The sequence below is a fragment of the Syntrophomonas sp. DTU019 genome, from assembly GCA_913757435.1.
GTDB lineage: Bacteria > Bacillota > Syntrophomonadia > Syntrophomonadales > Syntrophomonadaceae > DTU019.
On the sequence record CAJYDM010000006.1, the window covers coordinates 13408 to 33313 of the forward strand.

General features: G+C 45.1%; 21 protein-coding genes and 1 pseudogene. 19 read left to right on the forward strand and 3 right to left on the reverse strand.

Annotation, left to right across the window (positions count from 1 at the left end; genetic code table 11):
- Positions 1 to 242: 242 nt before the first annotated feature.
- From AC15IQ_RS13230 to AC15IQ_RS13290, 13 genes and pseudogenes are all read left to right on the forward strand, one after another.
- Positions 243 to 1730, forward strand: a complete 1488-nt coding sequence (locus tag AC15IQ_RS13230; protein ID WP_483179645.1) for a glycine betaine uptake BCCT transporter — start codon at positions 243 to 245, stop codon at positions 1728 to 1730.
- Positions 1731 to 2149: 419 nt separating this feature from the next.
- Positions 2150 to 2500: a DUF2200 domain-containing protein gene (locus AC15IQ_RS13235; RefSeq protein WP_483179950.1), complete on the forward strand. Its 351-nt coding sequence runs from the start codon at positions 2150 to 2152 to the stop codon at positions 2498 to 2500.
- 222 nt (positions 2501 to 2722) lie between these two features.
- Positions 2723 to 2917: a hypothetical protein gene (locus AC15IQ_RS13240; protein WP_483179647.1), complete on the forward strand. Its 195-nt coding sequence runs from the start codon at positions 2723 to 2725 to the stop codon at positions 2915 to 2917.
- A gap of 323 nt (positions 2918 to 3240) precedes the next feature.
- Positions 3241 to 4390, forward strand: a protein-coding gene (locus AC15IQ_RS13245) for an IS3 family transposase (RefSeq protein ID WP_483176939.1) whose coding sequence is annotated in 2 segments (ribosomal slippage) — positions 3241 to 3519 and positions 3521 to 4390 — 1149 coding nt in all. Because the reading frame shifts where the segments join, the coding sequence is not laid out codon by codon here.
- 98 nt (positions 4391 to 4488) lie between these two features.
- Entirely contained in the window at positions 4489 to 4848 is a 360-nt protein-coding gene (locus AC15IQ_RS13250) for a cupredoxin domain-containing protein (protein ID WP_483179648.1), read from the forward strand.
- A 353-nt stretch (positions 4849 to 5201) separates the two neighbouring features.
- Positions 5202 to 5672 carry an acyltransferase family protein gene (locus tag AC15IQ_RS13255; RefSeq protein ID WP_483179650.1) on the forward strand — a complete coding sequence of 157 codons (471 nt, stop codon included), beginning with the start codon at positions 5202 to 5204 and terminating at the stop codon, positions 5670 to 5672.
- Positions 5654 to 6340 (forward strand): acyltransferase family protein, encoded by a 687-nt coding sequence (locus AC15IQ_RS13260; RefSeq protein WP_483179952.1) that lies wholly within the window; start codon positions 5654 to 5656, stop codon positions 6338 to 6340. Before AC15IQ_RS13255 ends, AC15IQ_RS13260 begins: the two co-directional genes overlap by 19 nt.
- Positions 6337 to 6971: pseudogene (locus AC15IQ_RS13265) on the forward strand (NAD-dependent epimerase/dehydratase family protein); the annotation flags it as partial. The gene AC15IQ_RS13260 and the pseudogene AC15IQ_RS13265, both read left to right, overlap by 4 nt.
- 24 nt (positions 6972 to 6995) lie before the next feature.
- Entirely contained in the window at positions 6996 to 7286 is a 291-nt protein-coding gene (locus AC15IQ_RS13270; protein ID WP_483179953.1) for a hypothetical protein, read from the forward strand.
- A 22-nt stretch (positions 7287 to 7308) separates the two neighbouring features.
- Positions 7309 to 8322, forward strand: a complete 1014-nt coding sequence (locus AC15IQ_RS13275) for a glycosyltransferase (RefSeq protein ID WP_483179652.1) — start codon at positions 7309 to 7311, stop codon at positions 8320 to 8322.
- Between the two features lie 50 nt (positions 8323 to 8372).
- Positions 8373 to 8783, forward strand: coding sequence for a hypothetical protein (locus AC15IQ_RS13280; protein WP_483179654.1), 411 nt, complete (start codon positions 8373 to 8375; stop codon positions 8781 to 8783).
- A 148-nt stretch (positions 8784 to 8931) separates the two neighbouring features.
- On the forward strand, positions 8932 to 10032 hold the full coding sequence (locus tag AC15IQ_RS13285) for a glycosyltransferase family 4 protein (protein WP_483179656.1): 1101 nt from the start codon (positions 8932 to 8934) through the stop codon (positions 10030 to 10032).
- Positions 10033 to 10155: 123 nt separating this feature from the next.
- On the forward strand, positions 10156 to 10914 hold the full coding sequence (locus AC15IQ_RS13290; RefSeq protein ID WP_483179658.1) for an alpha/beta fold hydrolase: 759 nt from the start codon (positions 10156 to 10158) through the stop codon (positions 10912 to 10914).
- 38 nt (positions 10915 to 10952) lie between these two features.
- On the opposite strand, the gene AC15IQ_RS13295 is transcribed toward AC15IQ_RS13290, so the two are convergent.
- From AC15IQ_RS13295 to AC15IQ_RS13305, 3 genes are all read right to left on the reverse strand, one after another.
- The gene (locus AC15IQ_RS13295) at positions 10953 to 11801 is read right to left on the reverse strand and encodes a pyridoxamine kinase (protein ID WP_483179660.1); all 849 of its coding nucleotides are present in this window, start codon (positions 11799 to 11801) and stop codon (positions 10953 to 10955) included.
- 97 nt (positions 11802 to 11898) lie between these two features.
- Positions 11899 to 13197 (reverse strand): argininosuccinate lyase, encoded by a 1299-nt coding sequence (gene argH / locus AC15IQ_RS13300; RefSeq protein WP_483179662.1) that lies wholly within the window; start codon positions 13195 to 13197, stop codon positions 11899 to 11901.
- The gene (locus AC15IQ_RS13305; protein ID WP_483179664.1) at positions 13148 to 14416 is read right to left on the reverse strand and encodes an argininosuccinate synthase; all 1269 of its coding nucleotides are present in this window, start codon (positions 14414 to 14416) and stop codon (positions 13148 to 13150) included. Before AC15IQ_RS13305 ends, argH begins: the two co-directional genes overlap by 50 nt.
- A 381-nt stretch (positions 14417 to 14797) precedes the next feature.
- Here AC15IQ_RS13305 and gdhA point away from each other — a divergent pair, with 381 nt between their 5' ends.
- The 6 genes from gdhA to purS all read left to right on the forward strand — a co-directional run bounded on the left by gdhA (position 14798) and on the right by purS (position 19905).
- The gene (gene gdhA, locus AC15IQ_RS13310; protein ID WP_483179666.1) at positions 14798 to 16129 is read left to right on the forward strand and encodes an NADP-specific glutamate dehydrogenase; all 1332 of its coding nucleotides are present in this window, start codon (positions 14798 to 14800) and stop codon (positions 16127 to 16129) included.
- Positions 16130 to 16154: 25 nt separating this feature from the next.
- A complete protein-coding gene (locus tag AC15IQ_RS13315; RefSeq protein WP_483179668.1) occupies positions 16155 to 16649 on the forward strand; it encodes a diaminopimelate epimerase in 495 nt (164 codons plus the stop codon).
- A gap of 223 nt (positions 16650 to 16872) precedes the next feature.
- Entirely contained in the window at positions 16873 to 18195 is a 1323-nt protein-coding gene (locus AC15IQ_RS13320) for a glutamine synthetase family protein (RefSeq protein WP_483179670.1), read from the forward strand.
- A 65-nt stretch (positions 18196 to 18260) separates the two neighbouring features.
- Positions 18261 to 18830, forward strand: coding sequence for an ANTAR domain-containing response regulator (locus AC15IQ_RS13325; protein ID WP_483179672.1), 570 nt, complete (start codon positions 18261 to 18263; stop codon positions 18828 to 18830).
- A 74-nt stretch (positions 18831 to 18904) separates the two neighbouring features.
- Positions 18905 to 19621, forward strand: a complete 717-nt coding sequence (gene purC, locus AC15IQ_RS13330) for a phosphoribosylaminoimidazolesuccinocarboxamide synthase (RefSeq protein WP_483179674.1) — start codon at positions 18905 to 18907, stop codon at positions 19619 to 19621.
- 32 nt (positions 19622 to 19653) lie between these two features.
- On the forward strand, positions 19654 to 19905 hold the full coding sequence (gene purS, locus AC15IQ_RS13335; RefSeq protein WP_483179675.1) for a phosphoribosylformylglycinamidine synthase subunit PurS: 252 nt from the start codon (positions 19654 to 19656) through the stop codon (positions 19903 to 19905).
- Position 19906 lies beyond the last annotated feature (1 nt).

The following is a 19906-nucleotide window of genomic DNA, read 5'->3' on the forward strand; positions in this document are numbered from 1 at the left end:
ATTCAAGGAAATTGGAGGGCGTTCTTTTTTCGCTATAATCCTTACGCCTTACTCTTTAGGACATATTTAGGCCAGGAAAGGATGTTACCCCCAATCATTAATGGGATAGATTGTCCGATACTGGGAATAACATAAAACAGGCATATGAAGGACAATTATGGGTGTTAGTGTTAGATATTAGTGTCTGCAGGTGATTGCCCGGTCTCTGATGATTGTTCTAGAATAAGCCAGGGGGACTTGTAATGAAAAAATATGTAGTTTTCATTATTTCTTTTACAATTATTATACTTTTCAGTTTATTTGGAATCATTAATCCCTCTTTTATGGATGAACAGTCTTCCAACCTGCACGGTTTTATTATTGACTATTTTGGCTGGCTCTATCATTTATCCGCTTTTATTTTCCTGGTGTTCTGTCTTTTTCTTGCTTTTAGCCGCTACGGTCAGATCAAGCTGGGTAAAGACGACGAAAAACCACAATACGATTCTTTCAGTTGGTTCAGTATGTTATTTGCTACCGGTATGGGGATCGGCCTGGTGTTTTGGGGAACTGCCGAACCATTAGTCCATTTCACCTCGCCACCTTCCCATATTACGCCTAATTCCGGTGAGGCTGCTGCTTTTGCAATGAAGTATTCTTTTTTTCATTGGGGTTTGCAGCCCTGGGCTATTTATGCCGTTATGAGCCTTTCTTTGGCCTATTTTGCTTACCGGCGAGATATGCCGCCTTTAATCAGTTCTGCTTTTTATCCCCTGCTGGGAGAAAAGATTTATGGAGCGCCCGGTCACCTCATAAATATTCTGGGTGTATTTGCCACTGTTTTTGGAGTGGCTACTTCACTGGGATTAGGTGCTTTGCAGATCAGCAGTGGCTTGCAGAAGCTTTATAGTATTCCGGAGGGAATTACTACGATCTTAATCATCATTGTCATCGCTACGGTCCTCTATATTACGTCAAGTGTTTTAGGTCTTGATAAAGGCATACTGAATTTGAGTAGGCTGAATATATTCCTGGCCTTTATACTCATGGCGGCGGTATTCATGATCGGACCCACCCTGGAGATTGTAAATATTTTTTTCAGTACCGTGGGAGATTATAGTAACAGCCTCTTGGAAATGAGTCTGCAGACCTTTCCCTTTCAGGGCTATGACTGGGTACAGTCATGGACTCTATTTTACTGGGCATGGTGGATTGCCTGGTCACCTTTTGTAGGACTGTTTGTGGCCCGTATTTCCAGAGGCAGAACCATAAGGCAATTTATACTGGGGGTACTAATAGCACCAACTCTTTTTAATTTTGTCTGGTTTACTATATTCGGCGGAACCGCTTTGAATATGGAATTAACCCAAAGCCTGGGTTTATCCGCAGTAGCTGTACAGGATTACTCAATGGCTATCTTTGCAATGTTGGAACATCTGCCGCTTGGTTCATTTCTATCTCTACTAACTGTTATTTTAGTAATTGTATTTTTTGTGACCTCAGCTGACTCTGCAACATTTGTACTGGGCATCATGACTTCCCAGGGGAATATGAACCCTTCCCAGGTGATTAAGGTCAGTTGGGGATTAATGCAGTCATCAACCGCAGCGATTTTAATATTCTCCGGAGGGCTGCTAGCCCTGCAAAAGATGTCTATTACTGCTGCTTTGCCATTAACATTTATCATGCTGATCATGTGTTATAGCCTGCTGAGTGCACTAGCTTCTGAACAACTTCCGAAAAAACCATGATTTAGAAAAAAATAGCTAGCGGCTGGCAATTTATAGTTACACTTTGAACATCCAATATTTAAAGGTTGAAACGCTAACAGTGTTTAACTATCTTATATCAAAGTTCTAAACTTATATACTTTACCCTGATTTTTGTGCTTGGGGCGAATAGCATTTGAATTACCGGAACACAGCAGAACAACAGCATTAACATGCACTACACAGGAAGCGGGAGATTGAATATGTCAGACTTTACATCTGAAGAGTTGACCGAAGCGCATCGCGCCTTGCTGTCCACGCTCCATAAGTGCGATAAAATAGATGCAACGAAACTGGGAAAGTCACAACAGACTCTTCTTGAACGGCGAATCGCCGCCCTGAAGATTGCATTGATGCTGATTGAGAAGGAACATAGCCAAAAGAACAGGAGAGATAACGTTATGAAACCGAGAATTTATACGACTGCTTTTTCAAAAGTCTACCCATTACTTGTCCAGAAAGTTGAAAAAAAAGGACGCACAAAAGAAGAAGTCGATATGGTTATTTGTTGGCTGACTGGATATGGTGAACACGATTTGCAGGCGCAAATTGATAAAGGGGTTGACTTTGAGACGTTCTTTGCGGAGGCACCGAAAATTAACCCAAACGCCGATAAAATTAAGGGAGTAATCTGCGGAGTTCGCGTCGAGGAAATCGAAGACCCGCTAATGAAGAAAATCAGGTGGCTTGACAAACTGGTTGACGAATTGGCAAAAGGCAAGTCACTGGATAAAATCCTTCGAGAAAAATGATTGTAATAAGGGGAGCCAACGAAGGGACGTTCTTTTCGTTGGCTCTTTATTCTCCCTATAATAGGTAAACAGGATGATTACGATCGTCGCTATAATATTGTATTTGTGTACCACACCTGTGCAGGATCTTACTATGCTTCCAGGGCCCAGGGCTCGTTCTAAGGTTTAGATACAATTATATAAACGTATGCTAAAATTGGAGAAATAGCAAAATTGATAGAGGTGGCAGATTATGATTCCGATAATAATGGGGAAACCTCTTCATCTTTGGCTGGGTTTGCTACTGCTCATATCAATAGTATTTCAGATTGTGGTAGCCAGAAGAATGTTGCCAATACCATTTCGTTGGCACCGGATAATGGGATACGTGATTCTTCTGTTGGCCATCATACATGGTTCTATCGCAATAGGGCTTAATGCGGGCATATTTAACTACTAACCCCTCTTGCCGAGCGCCTCATCATCTCATAAGATCCTTAACAATATCCTAACAGCTATGAAGAATCACCCTGAAAAGTTCATTAGCCGTGGCGCATACGATTATCATCGCTATTAATTGTGAACCTTATTTTTGTCAATGTAATCTTATGTTTCGTTGCTATCACCAATTAGAGCTTCGTATTAGTACGGTTGACATGAACTCTACCAATGCTGTACGTGATTATTAAGGTGACTGGGGTATTTTATAATGCTCCCATAGGGTGAGACAACAAATCTCAAATCTAAGTTATACTATCATCATGAAAGCAAGAAACAACTACACGCCAGAATTCAAAGCCAAGGTTGTCTTGGAGATTCTCTCAGAGGCAGAGACAGTCAATCAAATCGCCGCCAAGTACGAGATCAGTCCGGTGGTTATCTCCCGCTGGAAGAAAGAGTTCCTCGAACGAGCTTCTGAGTTATTTAAGAAAGGGCCTTCTGAAGCCGAAAAAGAACTCGAACAAAGCAAAGGGCATATCGCTGAACTTGAGCGTAAAGTAGGCCAGCTTACCTATGAGGTAGACTGGTTGAAAAAAAAATCTACACAAATCCTCGGACCTGACTGGAAGAAAAAAATGCGTTGATTTCAGTGATTCAGCCCTTACCATCAGCCGACAGGCCGAACTTTTGGGCATTAACCGCAGCAGTATTTATCGTGATCCTCCAAAAGAGAAGGCCATTTCTGACATCGACTTGCTCATCATGCGCAGAATCGATGAAATACACACTGCTCACCCCACCTGGGGCTATAGAACAATCACGAAGATAATCCGGCGCGACGATGAAATCTTAGTTAACCGCAAGAAGATCCGCAGAATGATGAGGGTCATGGGCATTTACACCATATATCCCAAGCCTAATCTTAGTAAACGCTATCATGCTCAATATATCCGCCCCTATCTTCTTAGAAATCTTAGTATTGTGCGTCCGGATCAGGTCTGGGGGGTTGATATCACCTATATCCGAATGCAAAAAGGGTTCATGTATTTATTTATCATAATTGATTGGCACAGCAGATACATCGTTGATTTCGAACTCTCAAACACCCTAGAAAAGTCATTTGTCATGGAATGCTTAAAGCGCGCACTGAGCAAGCATAAACCCGAGATAATCAATAGCGACCAAGGAAGCCATTTTACTAACTCTGACTACATCAAACTTATGGAAGCAGCCGAGGTCAAAATATCAATGGATGGCAAAGGCCAGGCTTTAGACAATGTCAGAACCGAACGATTCTTTAGAACTCTAAAATACGATCTGATCTACATAAATGAATTTGAGAGTCCCAGAGAGCTAAGAAAAGCGATTAACAGCTATATTCACGAGTACAATACATACCGGCCTCATTCCTCAATCGGAGACTTGTGCCCGGCTCAGGTTTATCATGGCCAGTTTGCCCAAGCTGCCTGATTATATCAAAACAAGAAAGGAGATTAACTTAGAAATCCATTTTCCGTGTCTTGACAATGGGGGGCATTACATTTTGTGAGAAAGGCGGAAAAAAGATTTTGAAGAACAAGTTACTTTTTAAGTGCCTAGTGACGGTAATCATTTTAGTCATCCTCAACGGGTGCAATGCAAAGCAAGATGAAACATTGCATACTCCTGCGCGTACTGAAAAGAATCAGGTGCTAATTCAGGGTTATAAGTTCCAGCCTGATATCCTCACGATACAGAAGGGTGATACAGTTACCTGGACCAATCAGGATTCGGTAAAGCATAACGCAACCAACAATTCTTTTGACACCGGGCTTCTGAGTAAAGGCCAATCCGCTCAACAGACCTTCAATGAGACAGGGACATTCGATTATTTTTGTACTCCCCATCCTTACATGAAGGGTAAAATTATTGTAAAAGAAGAACTATGAGATACAGCTACTGGGAGTGGCCAGGATACCAAAGGCAGTTGGCATGTTAAGCCCATCACCGCATCAAGAATTGGATGCTAAACTACGTCTGGTTTAGTATCTCGGCATTGGAAAACTGAAAACGTTATGAAGCATTCTCTTATTAGAAGTATTATAATGGTTGTGCAGAAGGGGAAATGAAGGTTTTATTATGGAGCAGATAATCTTGGCGACGATTTGCCGAGCAAGAAAAGGTATCGGTACTCAGTGAGTTTATGGTGTTCCAAGGAGTAAACGTCAAAGGACCATTCCCGAATGACTGAGTATTGGATATGCTATCGATTGTCCCCAATAATGGAGGGGAACCCTCCAATATGGCATCAAATGAGGAAAACAAGAGGCTTTATTATATCGATTGGCTGAGGGTACTGGTCGTCCTGGCACTTATACCTTTCCATGCCTCGCTGACGTATCTGAGATATGGCATTGTATACATTAAGGCGCCGGTATCGGGTCTTGCCGCTTTGCCTTTCCTCATAATCGAGGTGCCACTTGGGGATTTCTTCATGACCTTAATGTTTTTTGTCTCAGGGGTTGCTTCCTTTTACTCATTTAAGAGCAGAGGCACCAGGACATATATAGGAGACCGGGCTCAAAAGCTGATGCTTTCCTTTGGGCTCGGATATTTTTTGCTCTGCCCAGTAACAGCCTATATACAGGCCCTTTATGAAGGGTTTCAGGGGGGATTCATTAGTTTTCTTCTTTATTTTTTTGGTATGATACCTTCCATTACCACGGTTACGGTCATCTGTGGTTCCTTCTTTATCTGTTCGTTTTCTCTTTGATGTGCGTACCGCTTTTTAGGCGGTGGCAGGAAGATGAAAGCCGCCTCGAACGGATCGGCGCTTTTCTTTCCCGGGGGAATCGTTTGTTGCTGCCGATCTTCTTCATAATATTGCTGGAACTGTGCATGCGTCCCCTCTTCCACCCAGACGCCTATATCATCGTCGGCGACTGGGCAAACGTGACGGTTTATCTGAGTGTATTTGTCTTTGGCTATGTCTATGCTGCAGATGTTCGAATACAACGGAAAGTATACGAGTATTTCAAGCCTTCAATGATATTGGGCGCCATGTTTCTTGCCACGCTTTACTATGTAAATATCAACTCGCAGATGTTTTACTCCTACGCGGCGCACCTGTTGCCTTTATGGGTACTTGCCAAAGGGGTCTATGAGTGCGCGGGCATAATATTCCTAATGGGTTTGGGAAGGTTGTATCTTAACCAGAATAGCAGGGTGCTCGGGTATCTGAACAGGATGTCATTCAAAATATATGTCTTTCACTACTTGCCGGTTACTTTATTTACGTGGCTTTTCATAAAAGTCAAAATGCATATATTCGTAAAATACTTGCTGGTGGCCGCTTTGTCCTATCTGACGGTTTTCATTATATGCGAACTGTGGCAAAGGGTGCGCTCAAATATAATTCAAGAGAGTGAGGCCTTGATATGACCAACCAAGATATATTGGTAACCGGCGGGGCCGGTTTTATAGGAGCCCACCTGTGCCGTCGACTGCTGGACGCAGGGCAGCGGGTATTCTGCCTGGACAATCTGTTTACCGGATGCCGGGAAAATATCGAGGATCTGATGGTCCATCCCCGCTTTCATTTTCTGGAACATGATATCATTCATCCCATCGACCTGCAAGTCGGGGAAATATACAATCTTGCCTGCCCGGCCAGCCCAGTGCACTATCAGTATGATCCGGTCCAAACCGTCAAGGCCAGTGTGCTGGGGGCAATAAATGTTCTGGAATTAGCCCGCCGGTCCGGAGCACGGGTATTGCAGGCCTCAACCTCGGAAGTATATGGCGATCCCCAGGTCAATCCCCAGCCCGAGCATTACTGGGGATATGTAAACCCCATCGGGAGGCGCAGTTGTTATGATGAGGGCAAGCGCTGCGCGGAGACCTTGTTTTTTGATTATCACCGCCAGTATGGGGTGGATATCAAAGTGGTCCGCATCTTCAATACATACGGTCCTTTTATGCAACCTGATGACGGGCGGGTGGTCAGTAATTTTATCGTTCAAGCCTTGCGGGGGGGGGCCTGACCATCTACGGAGATGGCCAGCAGACCCGCTCCTTTTGCTATGTCAGCGATCTGATTGAGGGAATGCTGGCCATGATGGCAACAGATAATTTTACCGGTCCGGTTAATCTGGGCAACCCGGCAGAAATTACCATAGCTGAGCTGGCTCAAACAATCCTGAATCTAACCGAATCAGAAGAAAAACTATCCTTTAAACCATTGCCCCCGGATGACCCCCGGGAACGCTGCCCAGATATTGTCCTGGCCAAGGTTCGGTTGGGCTGGGAACCGAAGGTGGATTTGGAAGCGGGGCTCATAATGACGATCGGTTACTTTTCTCGCCGATACGGAAAGATGGAATATTGAGGCAAACCTCAAAGGAGCGGAAATGCCCAAACTCAGCATAATTGTGCCGGTTTATAGGGTGGAGCCTTATTTGCGGCAGTGCGTGGAATCTATTTTAAGCCAATCCTTTAGTGATTTCGAGCTGATATTGATTGATGACGGGTCTCCGGATCGCTGCGGGTCTATCTGTGATGAATATGCCAGCCGGGACGAACGCATCAAGGTCATCCACCAGAACAACCAGGGCATTGGCCAGGCGCGAAATGTCGGATTGGATTGTGCCCGGGGACAGTACCTTGGCTTTATTGACAGTGATGATTGGCTGAAGCCGGATATGTATGCCACCCTGATTTCCCTGGCCGATGCATATGACGCGGATATCGCCGAATGCGCCTACCTGAAGACCTGGGATGGGGGCAGAACCGAGAGGGATAATCACAGCAAGCAAACCCTGGTTATCGACGGAATGACGGCTTTAAGAGATTATACCCGGGGCAATTACTCCCATGTGGTAGTATGGAACAAAGTCTACCGTAAAGCTTTATGGGACCAGGTAAGGTTTCCCATGGGGAAACTCCATGAGGATGTGGCTACCACTTACAAACTGTACTATAAGGCTGGCCGGGTAGTACAATTCGATGCGGCGATGATGTATTACCGGCAAAGAGGGGATAGCTTCATGGGAGTCGGTTTTGACCCCCAAAGAATCAGCCATGCCCGGGAGGCCTATGCGGAAAAAATTGAGTTTTTCAACCAGAAGGGCTTAAGGAATCTTGGAGATCAAGCAGCTGTGGAAGCAAATGTTTACCTGGCCGAAGCCTATCTGGGGGTATCGAAAGAAACCGAGCTAAAGAGCATGGCGCCCGCACTTAAAAAGGAGTTCGATATTAATTACCGGGAACTGGTCAAAACAGGCCGCTTGGCAATGAAGGACCGCCTGGTGCTAGGTCTTTTCTATACAGTGCCGTTGTTGTACGCAGTATATAAAAGAGTGGAAATTGGCCGCTATTTTAAACAGAATAAGGTGCTGCGGCTTATTTACGAATGGCTATCCTGATTAGGTTATACCGCCTCCCGGAGCATGATGTCATATCTCTGCATCTATAATTGATATGCTGTAATTCCCGAAATATTGATTTTTTTGAAGACAAGACCGAGGAGATGCAAGACTATGTTGATCCTGCACCGGGCACTACCTGGCCCCCTGTACATGGCATCTATCCCAGAATATTTGCGGAGCTAGGGCTTATTGGCCTCCTGCTATGGTTGTCATTATGGATGATATTAACAGTTAAGTGCTATATACGGTATGCTGAAAATTCCAGGCAGCTACGAAAGCCGGATTATTACGGATTGGCACTGATATTAAGCATAGTGGGCGTATTGATGTGTGGATTGAACACGGACACATTCAGATTTATGGGTTATTGGATAACATTGGCTCTGGGATTAATTTATATGCAGAAGCGAACTGTAAGGGAAGTAAAAATACTTGGGGATAACGGAAACATAAAATGAGCAATGCAATGAAGAATAATAACATCTTTGTGCCTGCTGGCACCAGATTATATAAATTCCGGGTTCTATTTGTGAATTGCCTTTTGCTCTATGGGGCAAAACTCAGTGTTTACAGGTATGGTAATAATGATCGACAGGGGGGGTGCAGGTGAACCTTCTGATCGATGGTGATACCATGAATACCGAGTCGGCAGGCATCGGACAATATACATACAGCTTGATCCGGGAGTTGGCCAGTCTGCGCGCTGCGGACGAACAAATATCCGTTACCATAAGACCTGACCTGTTAGATAAGGCGGATGGTTTGAATCTTCCAGGAATTAAGCTGCTTCCCAACTATGAACACCGAATTCGCAAGTATCTGCCTTATGCTCCCCGGTGGATAAGCGGGTTTGACCTCTACCATCAACCCAGTTTCGTTCCCCACGTGTTTCCCGGCAGGACCATAGTAACTGTACATGATATGTCATACCGGGTATTTCCCCAATACCATCCTCGCTACCGGGTTCTACTTTTTACGGCTTTTGAAAATAGAATAAGGTCTGCAGATAAAATCATTACTGTTTCCGAATATTCCCGGCAGGAGATTGCGGACTGGTTAAAAATCCCGGCCGAAAGCATAGTGGTCACTTATTTAGGAGTCGGTTCACAATACCGAATGCTCACTGTCTCTGATGAAAAGCGCTGCTATATAAAATCTAAATATCATCTGCCCGAACAGTTTATTCTGTACGTAGGCACCATTGAACCCAGAAAGAATCTAAAGCGTCTGGTCGAAGCATATCAACTCTTTCGTTTAGAGCAGCCCCGGTCGGAGTTGAAGTTGGTCTTGGCGGGGGGCAAGGGCTGGCTATATGATGATATTTTCACCCGCATAAAAGAATTGCATCTGGAACAGGAGATAGTTGTTACCGGGTATGTTGCTAGTGCGGATTTACCCTATTTTTACAACCTGGCTATGGCTTTGGTTTATCCCTCCCTTTATGAAGGGTTCGGATTGCCGTTGTTGGAAGCCATGTCCTGCGGAACCCCGGTGATAAGCTCCAAGACCTCGTCTATTCCGGAAGTGGTAGGGGAGGCCGGCCTTCTGGTCGATCCCTATAAGGCAAACGAACTGGCCGAAGCTCTATATCGTGTAGCCAGCTCAGTTTCTCTAAGAGAAAATATGTCAATACTAGGACTAGAAAGAGCCCGCCAGTTTTCCTGGAAGAAATGTGCCCAACAAACTATACAGGTCTACCGTAGCTAAAGGCTAGGAAATCCTAGCCGCCGATGGGACGGAAAAACCTTTGTGTATGGTTATACTTATGCCCAATCCGGGGCCAGGCCTATTTGAACTACCATGAGGGAAGGGCAACCATGGGAACAGATTATGATATTTAAAGAAACATCGAATACACATTTGCCCACAATTATTTTGTTGCACGGCGGCGGCTTGTCCTTCTGGTCTTTACAGGCCATCGTTGAAAAATTACAAACTGAATTTCATGTTGTAACACCTATCATTGACGGCCACGGTGAGGATGGTGATGAAGAATTTGCAAGCATACAGGATTCCGCCGGGAAGCTTATGGAATATATTGATACAGCCTGCAACGGGGCAGTATTTGCCGTTGGTGGGTTATCACTCGGTGCGCAAATAGTAATAGAGGTTTTATCTCAACGGGCCAACATTGCAGAATATGCAATTCTTGAAAGCCCATTGGTGTATCCAATCAAAGGAATTGCGGCTTTGACTGCTCCAATATACAGACTTCTTTATGGCTTGGTTAAGAGCAGATGGTTTGCCAAACTGCAAGCAAAAACGCTTTGTGTCCCTGCTGATATGTTTGAACAGTATTATCAGGACAGTCTGAGAATATCAAAACAGTCGTTGATCAATATCACACTCAGTAACGGGAACTATAACTTAAAAAGTAGCATCGCCAACACGAAATCAAAGGTTTTGATTATTGTCGGAGAGAATGAAATTGGACTTATGAGAAAATCTGCCCAACGGTTGAAAGAAGCCATCCAAGATAGTGAAATTCATATTGCACCGGCAATGAAACATGGCGAGATGAGTTTGGTGTATCCTGAGAAATATGTTGAATTGGTAAGACGTTTCGTCCGGTTGCATAGTCACCGATGAAACACCGCCCCTTGTTTCAGATCTGGTCTTAGTAGCTGTTACAGTCCCAACTGTTTCATAAGGTCGGGAATGCCTGCTTCGAAGTTCACCCCAAAGCGGATATCGGTTCCTGCCTCTTTGGTGCGGGCAATGCTCCCAACTGTGAAATCTACTGCTATTTGCGTTGCTTTTGCCAGAGCAATATCTGTTAAAAGGGCGGCGGTCAGAGCACTGGCAAATACATCCCCGGTCCCGTGATAGTATCCTTCTATCCAATCGGAAAAAGCATAACTGACCACTCCGGTATGGCTGTCATAAGCTGCAGCACCGAGTTTTTCTCGGTCAAAATGCACACCGGTCAAAACCACCTGTCTGGCCCCCAGGGCAGCAATTTTTCTGATCAATGCCTCAATATAGGCTGGTGTATAAGGACCTTCCTGATAGGGTTCATCAAGCATCAATACTGCTTCAGTGATATTGGGAACAATTACATCCGCCTGGGTACAGAGTTTTTTCATACCGGCAGGAAAGCCAGGGGGAAATATTTTATACAGCTCTCCGTTATCTGCCATTACCGGATCTACAACAATAATATTTTCAGATGTTTTCAGGCGCTTAAAGACCTCGGAAACGATGTCCAGCTGTTCAAATGAGCCCAGAAAACCGGTGTAGATGGCATCAAATGTTAAGTCCAAGGACTGCCAGTGGTCGATGATGGGCAGAATGTCCTCCGTCAAATCCCGGTAAGTGTAACCGGTAAGCCCGCCGGTATGGGTGGAGAGTACTGCTGTGGGTATGGCGCTTACTTCAACACCCGCTGCGGAAATAATAGGCAGGGCTACGGTCAGTGAACATTTGCCGAAACAGGATATATCGTGGATTGCGGTAATGCGTTTTTGTTTTTGCATAAACAGGCCATCTCCTATTTAAAAAATTGTATTATGCAGAAGCCTCATTCACTGAGTACAGTAGCCATCAGCATGCCCGGAGTCTGTCCATAAGCTGTTATTTTATTGCGCGCTTGCGAACATCGATGGCATCGTAGATATCTGATTGGAACAAAGGTGAAAAATCTTGGAATTCTTTTAGTGTCATATCATCCAAATTCTTATTTTGACCGATGCAGTAAAGCACCATCTTGCCAATAATTTCGTGACAGTCCCGGAAGGGAAGCCCTTTTTTCACCAGATAGTCTGCGGCATCCGTAGCATTCATAAATCCGTCTTTTACACTCCGTTCCATGCGACCTGTTTTGATTTGCATAGTTTTAATGACTTCTGTGAAGATGGATAGGCAATCCTTGAGCGTGTCGCCCGCATCGAAGAGTGGTGGCTTGTCCTCCTGCATATCCTTGTTATAAGCTAGAGGCAGCCCCTTCATGATGGTGAGAAGGGCGAAGAGAGCACCGTATACGCGACCCGTCTTGCCCCGAATCAATTCAGCCACATCCGGATTCTTTTTCTGCGGCATGATGCTGCTGCCGGTACTGAATGCATCGTCCATCTCGATAAAGGCAAATTCCGTGGAATTCCACAGGATTAATTCCTCACAGAAGCGTGAAAGGTGCATCATGGTCATGGCACAGCAACCGATGAATTCGATGGCGAAATCCCTGTCGCTGACCGCATCCATGGTGTTCTCACAGATTCCTGAAAACCCAAGCTCTTCCGCAACAAAATACCGATCAATGGGATAGGTGGTTCCTGCCAAAGCCCCGGAACCTAAGGGTGAAAGGTCCGTCCGCTTTAAGCAGTCGCTGAAACGATTCTGATCTCTTTTGAACATCTCTGTGTATGCACCCAGATAAAGGGCCAGAGTAACCGGCTGCGCTCGTTGCAGATGGGTATAGCCGGGCATAACTGTATATTTATGCTGTTCCGCAAGAGTCTCCAATGTCTCAATCAAAGCTTTCAGCAAGCTTTGAACCTTACCGATTTCCTCCTTTTGGTAGAGCCGCAGATCCGTTGCCACTTGATCATTTCGGCTCCTGGCGGTGTGCAGCCTCTTTCCGGCAGCACCAATGCGTTCCGTGAGAAGGGTCTCAATATTCATATGGATATCTTCATGCTCTACGCAAAACTCTACCTTCCCATCTTCGATATCCTGAAGAATAGAAAGAAGAGAAAGCCGGATTTGTTCGGCTTCTTCTTTAGGAATGATCCCTTGATTGCCTAACATCAAAGCGTGGGCTAAGCTTACCTGAATATCATGCTTATACAGTCTTTGGTCTGTTTCGATAGAGGCATTAAACGCATCAGCGGATAAATTCGTCCCCTTTGAGAACCTTCCTTTCCAGAGTTTCATGTGTATCCGTTCCTTCCTCTAAGTTTATTGCTTGGATAGCTCTGATTTTTAAGGGTAGAGCAAACAAGTTAATAAAGCCTTCCGAATCCTTATGGTCATATACCTCATCTTTGCTGAAGGTGGCAAATTCTTCGCTATACAGGGAATACTTAGACCTGGAAGCAACGGGTATGCTGTTCCCTTTATAAAGCTTAACCTTTACGGTTCCCGTGAGCAGACTTTGGGTAGAATCCACAAATGCATTGATGGCCTCTCTAAGAGGGGTGAACCACAGACCGTCATAGACTAACTGGGAATACTTCTGAGCAACGATGTTCTTGTAAGCCATGGTATCCCGATCCAGTACCAGCTTTTCCAGAGCCGAATGAGCTTTGTACAGAACCGTTCCGCCGGGAGTCTCATAAACGCCTCTAGATTTCATGCCCACCAGACGGTTTTCAATAATATCAACCGTACCGATGCCGTTTTCCCCGGCCATTTTGTTGAGGGTGGTAATGAGCTCTACGGGGTCTAATTTCTTATCGTTTACAGCAACTGGAATGCCTTTCTCAAAGTAAATTTCAACATAGGTCGGTTCGTCTGGCGCATTCTCAGGAGTAACACTCATTCTCAGGATGTCGTCCTTGTGCTCATTCCAGGGATTTTCCAGGTTGCCGCCTTCATGGCTGATATGCCAGATGTTCTGATCCTGGCTATAGATATTCTCCTCTGTCTGGTCAATGGGTATATTGTGAACTTTTGCATAAGCGATGCAATCCTCTCGAGAATGTAAATCCCAAATCCTCCAAGGGGCGATGATCTTGATGGCAGGATTTAAAGCTTTTATACTGGCTTCAAAACGGACCTGGTCATTGCCTTTCCCCGTGCAGCCATGAGCTATATAGTATGCGCCTTCAGACTCTGCTACTTCAACCAGCTTCTTTGCCATCAAAGGTCTGGCCATGGCAGTTCCTAATAGATAGTCGCCTTCATAAACAGCGCCGGCTTTCAGTGTCGGCCAGATGTAGTCAGTAATGAACTCTTCTCTGATATCAAGGACATAGGCTTTTGAAGCACCTGTGTCATATGCCTTTTTCTCAATAGCTACAAAATCTTCCTTTTGACCTGCATTGCAACAGACTGCGATTACATCATAGTCATAATGATCCTTTAACCAGTGCATTATAACGGAAGTATCCAACCCGCCCGAATACGCAAGTACAACCTTCTCTTTATCCATTTCCGTTTCCTCCGGTCTATATGTTGATTTTACAAACGTATTGTATTTGGTGTGTGTACAAAAGACAATCAGATAGCAGCTGTTGCATAAATATGAGATAGTGCGCGTTGAATTATAACATTGGTTTTGCCAGTTTTCAATAGGATATTTATGCAGCAATACTATAGGCATAGTTCTTCGCTGCCTTGATAATTATGAAGTGCCTTGTCCCCAAAACAGTCCTATCGCACGTGAATCAGTGTCAATATATGAGTTTATTTGTCTATTGATGTACGGTTTTGTTCATGATAGAATAATAGCAGATAAACAACGGCGTTTATCGGTAACTATTTATTAGTTGCCGGTGAACGCCCTTTTTTATTCCAGAGAGGAGTTGAACACATGTCTTACACGAATAAGGTATTGGAAGAAGCAAAAAATAGAAACCCGAACGAACCGGAATTTCATCAGGCCTTGACCGAAATAATTCCCACCCTACAGCCTTTATTAGATGAGCATCCGAAATATGAAGAAGAAGGGATCCTTGAGCGTTTAGTTGAGCCGGATCGTCAGTTTATGTTCAAAGTGCCCTGGGTCGACGATTCAGGGAAAGTTCGAGTTAATCGCGGCTACCGGGTCCAGTTTAACAACGCTATAGGGCCTTACAAGGGGGGCCTGCGCTTCCATCCCAGTGTTACATTAGGCACAATTAAATTTTTGGGATTTGAGCAGATTTTTAAGAATTCATTGACAGGACTGCCTATTGGCGGTGGCAAAGGTGGTTCGGATTTTGACCCAAAGGGTAAATCAAACCGCGAGGTTATGGCTTTTTGCCAGAGTTTTATCAGTGAGCTTTATCGCCATATGGGAGCAGATCTGGATATTCCGGCCGGAGACATCGGCGTGGGAGGCCGTGAGATCGGCTATATGTATGGGCAATATAAGCGCTTGACCGGTCGGTACGAGGGTTCATTGACCGGCAAGGGGCTCGCATATGGAGGTTCCCTGGTTCGTAAAGAAGCCACAGGTTACGGATTGGTATACATGGTGGAAAATATGTTAAGTGCTAAAGGCACTACCTTTGAGGGTAAATCGGTGGTCATTTCGGGAAGTGGTAATGTAGCTATCTATGCCGCTGAAAAAGCGCAGCAATTCGGCGCTAAGGTCACCACAATGAGCGACTCCAACGGATATGTACACGACCCAGATGGTATAGACCTAGAGGCGGTCAAGCAGATAAAAGAAGTGCGGCGCGGGCGGATAAAGGAGTATCTTGAATACAGCAAAAAGGCCGAATATTTTGAAAACGGTTCTGTATGGTCGATACCATGTGATTTAGCGCTCCCCTGCGCCACCCAAAATGAACTGCTGGAGGACGGCGCGAAAATGCTGATCAAAAACGGATGCATCGTTGTAGCGGAAGGATCTAACATGTCAACATCGCTGAAAGCGACTGAACTATTGCAGAAAAACGGCGTTTTCTTTGCACCCGGCAAGGCTGCCAATGCGGGCGGCGTGGCGGTATCTGCATTGGAAATGGCGCAGAATAGTTCGCGTATACCATGGTTATTTGAAGAAACCGACTGCAAGCTTAGAACCATCATGCACAAAATATACATCAGCTGTGCTGAGGAGGCAGAACGTTATGGCATGAAAGACAATCTTGCTGCGGGAGCGAATATCGCGGGCTTTAAAAAAGTCGCGGAAGCGATGCTCGAGCAAGGAGTCGTATAAAAATGAATATATGGGGGTGTACCACATGAAAAGGTCAAACAGTATTACTGTTTCATTTGGGAAGCCTGTTACGGCTTCCTGCCTTATTCCGGTGCTGCACGATTCAACGCCCAACTGTATCAGCGATCCGTTCATGGTTTACGGAGAAGAGTATAGAGTAACTGCGCTGTCCTTCGGAACGCCTCACGGCGTCGTAATTGTAAATGATGCCGAGAGCATTGATGTTTGGTCATTGGGATCATCGCTTGGCACACATGTCCTCTTTCCGCAGGGTGCAAATATTGTTTTCGTCCAGATAATCGACAGCGAAACAATCAAAGCCCGGCTTTGGCAGCGCGGCGAGGGCGAAACCGCATTCACACTCGAAGCAGTCTGCGTTGCGATGGTAGCTTCAAGGATGCTTCAAAAAATAATGGTGCACAAGGCGAACGTCTTGATGGGGGGAAACACCTTTGAGGTAGAATGGGACACTATCGGCGATGCAAAACTGACAGGACCGGCAGATTTGGTTCATAATTAAATTAATCCGATTATGCCCGGAGGAAAACAAGCTTTTATTATGTCTGCATCCGTTATCAGTAAGTACATTCGCTCTGACCGGTTTAATGATAATTTTTGGTATATCAGTAGGTTTGTATGGGATGAAGCTTTTCAGTTATTATGTGGCCGCGAATAAAGGTCTTGATATAGATTAACTCCGAAATTTAGCAAAAAGCTTTACCGTTCAATAGGAGGATTAACAGATGAATACTACCGCATGCGAAGTCTTGGAATTTGTAAAAGAAAATGGCATTAAGTTCGTCCGGCTTGGGTTTTGTGATCTGCTTGGCTTTCAAAAAAACATATCCATCATGGCGGAGGAGTTGCCGTCTGCTTTTGACGTTGGCGTTTCCTTTGACGCTCACGCAATCCAGGGCTTTAGTGACATCGTGCGGTCTGACTTGCTCCTGGTCCCTGACCCCGCCACGCTTACGATTTTGCCGTGGCGTCCGGGGCCGGGCAGAGTCGCCCGATTTTATTGCAATATTATCAACCCAGACGGCTCTGCGTTTGCGCTTGACGGAAGAGCAATATTAAAGCGAGTTGCGGAGCAAAGCGTCAAGATGGGCTTTGTTTGCAGAATCGGAGCGGAATGTGAATTTTACCTGTTCAAGACCGACGAAAACGGCCAGCCAACATGTACACCTATGGATAGGGGCGGGTATATGGATATTTCGCCGCTTGATAAGGGCGAGGATATCCGCCGTGAAATTTGCCTGACGCTTGAGGAAATGGGTATAATGCCGCAGACTTCGCATCACGAACAGGGGCCGGGACAAAACGAGATAGTCTTCAGATTCTCAGACGCTCTAGCCTGTGCGGATAACCTACTGACTTTTAAGTCGGTTGTTAAAGCGGTTGCTGCGCGTAACGGGTTGTTTGCATCTTTTATGCCTAAACCCATACCGAATGCCGCTGGAAGCGGTCTGCATGTCAACCTTTCCCTTTTCCAAAACGGATTGAATATCTTTAAAAATGCGGCACTCGACGAACACTCAAAGATGGCGGAGAGCTTTGTCGCGGGAATACTGTCAAGAACTCCTGAGATGACACTATTCCTGAATCCTCTTGCCAATTCATATGAACGCTTCGGTAAATATGAAGCGCCGCAATATGTTTCGTGGTCGCACCAAAACCGTTCACAGCTTGTTCGAATCCCCGCCGCAATCGGTGAAAAGGTTAGAATGGAATTGCGTTCACCTGACCCATCAGTCAACCCATATTTCGCATTTGCTCTGATTATAGCGGCGGGACTTGAGGGGATTGAAACCGGTTTGGCGCTTCCTGCCGCCGTTGATGCGGATTTATACACGGCTCTGGACAGAGTGACATGCAACCTTGCCTTGTTGCCGGACAGTCTTGACAAGGCGGTAGAAATTACCAAAGGGAGCGGATTTGTGAAAAAGATAATGGGCGAGGATTTGCATTCAAAATACCTTGCTATCAAGGAATCCGAAGCAGCCGCTTTTGCCGTCGCCAAAGATAAAGCAGAGTTTTACAGGGAGAGATATTTTTCTTACATTTAAATGGGCGCAGTTCAGCTGAACCTGGGCGGGCCATAATATAATTTCCAGCGTTAGGTGGCGACTAAATGGAAAGCGCTCTTATTGTTTCATCTTCTGTAAAAAGCACGGCATACTTTACCGAAATATTAAGCGCGGCTTCCTTCGGGCAAATCGTTGCCTTGTCATCATGCGCCGAGGCACGGCGACTGCTTCTCACACAGGATTTCGACTTGGTAATCATAAACGCGCCGCTTCGGGACGAAACGGGCGAAAGTCTGTCAAGGGATATTTCCGCAAAAGGGATGACGCAAGTGATCCTGGTCGTAGCTAGCGAGCATTTTGAAGCTGTATCCGCCATCTGTGAAAACGACGGCGTGCTGACTATCGAGAAACCGATTAATAAAGCCCTATTTTGGTCTGCATTGAAGCTTGCGCGTGCGGTTCACAATAAGCTCGCAAATATGCAAGCCGATAACAGTAAATTGAAACAGAGGATTGAAGATATACGCATAGTAGACAGAGCGAAATGTATGTTGATTTCTTGCCTCAACATGAGCGAGCAGGAAGCGCACCGATATATTGAAAAAACAGCGATGGATATGCGTATGTCCAAAAGGATGATTGCGGAGGGAATATTAAAAAGTTATGAGGTTTGATGGGAAATGAGGCGAAGCCTTTTAACAAATATTTCAAGCTTTTTGGTAAATTTTAATTTTGGAGGATGAATTACATGCCAGCAGGGCAACTGCTATATGAAGGCAAGGCCAAGCAGATCTATGAGACCGAAAATGAAAAAGAATTGCTGATGAAATACAAGGACGATGCCACCGCTTTTGATGGCCAAAAGAAAGGCGTCATCCAGGATAAGGGCATTGTCAATAACCGGGTCACCAACCTCTTGTTTCGACTCCTGGAAATAGAGGGGATTGAGACTCATCTCATTAAACAGATTGATGATAGAAATTCTCTGGTCAAGAACCTGCAGATCATTCCAGTGGAGGTTGTAACCAGGAACGTGGTTGCCGGCAGCCTTGCCCAGCGGATAGGGAAAGAGGAAGGATTTCCTCTGCCGACACCTATTATTGAGCTATATTACAAAAATGACGATTTGCATGATCCCATGATAAATGAATATCATGCGCGGGCAATGGGTTGGGCTACCGATGAGCAACTGAAGGCAATTCAGGGGCAGGCTTTAAAAATCAATAAAGTTCTCCAAAAGCTTTTTGATTCGATAAATATTATCCTGGTGGATTTTAAATTGGAATTTGGAATATATGAAGGCCGGGTGATTTTGGCGGATGAAATATCCCCGGATACATGCCGCCTCTGGGATAGGGACAGCTTTGAAAAACTGGATAAGGACCGTTTCCGCAGAAATCTGGGCCAGGAAGCCGAAGCCTATCAGGAAGTCGCTAAGAGGATAGAGACTGCTCTAAGCAAGTAAAATAATTACGCACCGCGTTCAGGGGGATTGTAATGTATAAAGCCAATATTTATGTAACATTGAAAAAAGGAGTACTGGATCCGCAAGGTAATGCCGTTAAAAATTCTTTGCATGTACTTGGTTACCAGGCAGTTAGTGAAGTCAGGATAGGGAAGTTAATTGAAGTTTGGCTGGAGGCTGACGATGAGCAGAATGCCCGGCGGGAATTAGAGGAATTGATTGATAGGCTTCTGGCTAACCCGGTTATCGAAGACTACCAGGTTGAGATAGTGGGGGTAGAGTAGT

Excerpts from the sequence above, each read along its gene's own strand:
- AC15IQ_RS13235 (WP_483179950.1), top strand. The coding sequence starts at position 2,150 with ATGAAACCGAGAATTTATACGACTGCTTTTTCAAAAGTCTACCCATTA.
- AC15IQ_RS13230 (WP_483179645.1), top strand. The coding sequence starts at position 243 with ATGAAAAAATATGTAGTTTTCATTATTTCTTTTACAATTATTATACTT.
- AC15IQ_RS13305 (WP_483179664.1), bottom strand. The coding sequence starts at position 14,416 with ATGGATAAAGAGAAGGTTGTACTTGCGTATTCGGGCGGGTTGGATACT.
- AC15IQ_RS13325 (WP_483179672.1), top strand. The coding sequence starts at position 18,261 with ATGGAAAGCGCTCTTATTGTTTCATCTTCTGTAAAAAGCACGGCATAC.
- purS (WP_483179675.1), top strand. The coding sequence starts at position 19,654 with ATGTATAAAGCCAATATTTATGTAACATTGAAAAAAGGAGTACTGGAT.
- gdhA (WP_483179666.1), top strand. The coding sequence starts at position 14,798 with ATGTCTTACACGAATAAGGTATTGGAAGAAGCAAAAAATAGAAACCCG.
- AC15IQ_RS13295 (WP_483179660.1), bottom strand. The coding sequence starts at position 11,801 with ATGCAAAAACAAAAACGCATTACCGCAATCCACGATATATCCTGTTTC.
- purC (WP_483179674.1), top strand. The coding sequence starts at position 18,905 with ATGCCAGCAGGGCAACTGCTATATGAAGGCAAGGCCAAGCAGATCTAT.
- AC15IQ_RS13320 (WP_483179670.1), top strand. The coding sequence starts at position 16,873 with ATGAATACTACCGCATGCGAAGTCTTGGAATTTGTAAAAGAAAATGGC.
- AC15IQ_RS13275 (WP_483179652.1), top strand. The coding sequence starts at position 7,309 with ATGCCCAAACTCAGCATAATTGTGCCGGTTTATAGGGTGGAGCCTTAT.
- argH (WP_483179662.1), bottom strand. The coding sequence starts at position 13,197 with ATGAAACTCTGGAAAGGAAGGTTCTCAAAGGGGACGAATTTATCCGCT.
- AC15IQ_RS13315 (WP_483179668.1), top strand. The coding sequence starts at position 16,155 with ATGAAAAGGTCAAACAGTATTACTGTTTCATTTGGGAAGCCTGTTACG.
- AC15IQ_RS13255 (WP_483179650.1), top strand. The coding sequence starts at position 5,202 with ATGGCATCAAATGAGGAAAACAAGAGGCTTTATTATATCGATTGGCTG.
- AC15IQ_RS13290 (WP_483179658.1), top strand. The coding sequence starts at position 10,156 with ATGATATTTAAAGAAACATCGAATACACATTTGCCCACAATTATTTTG.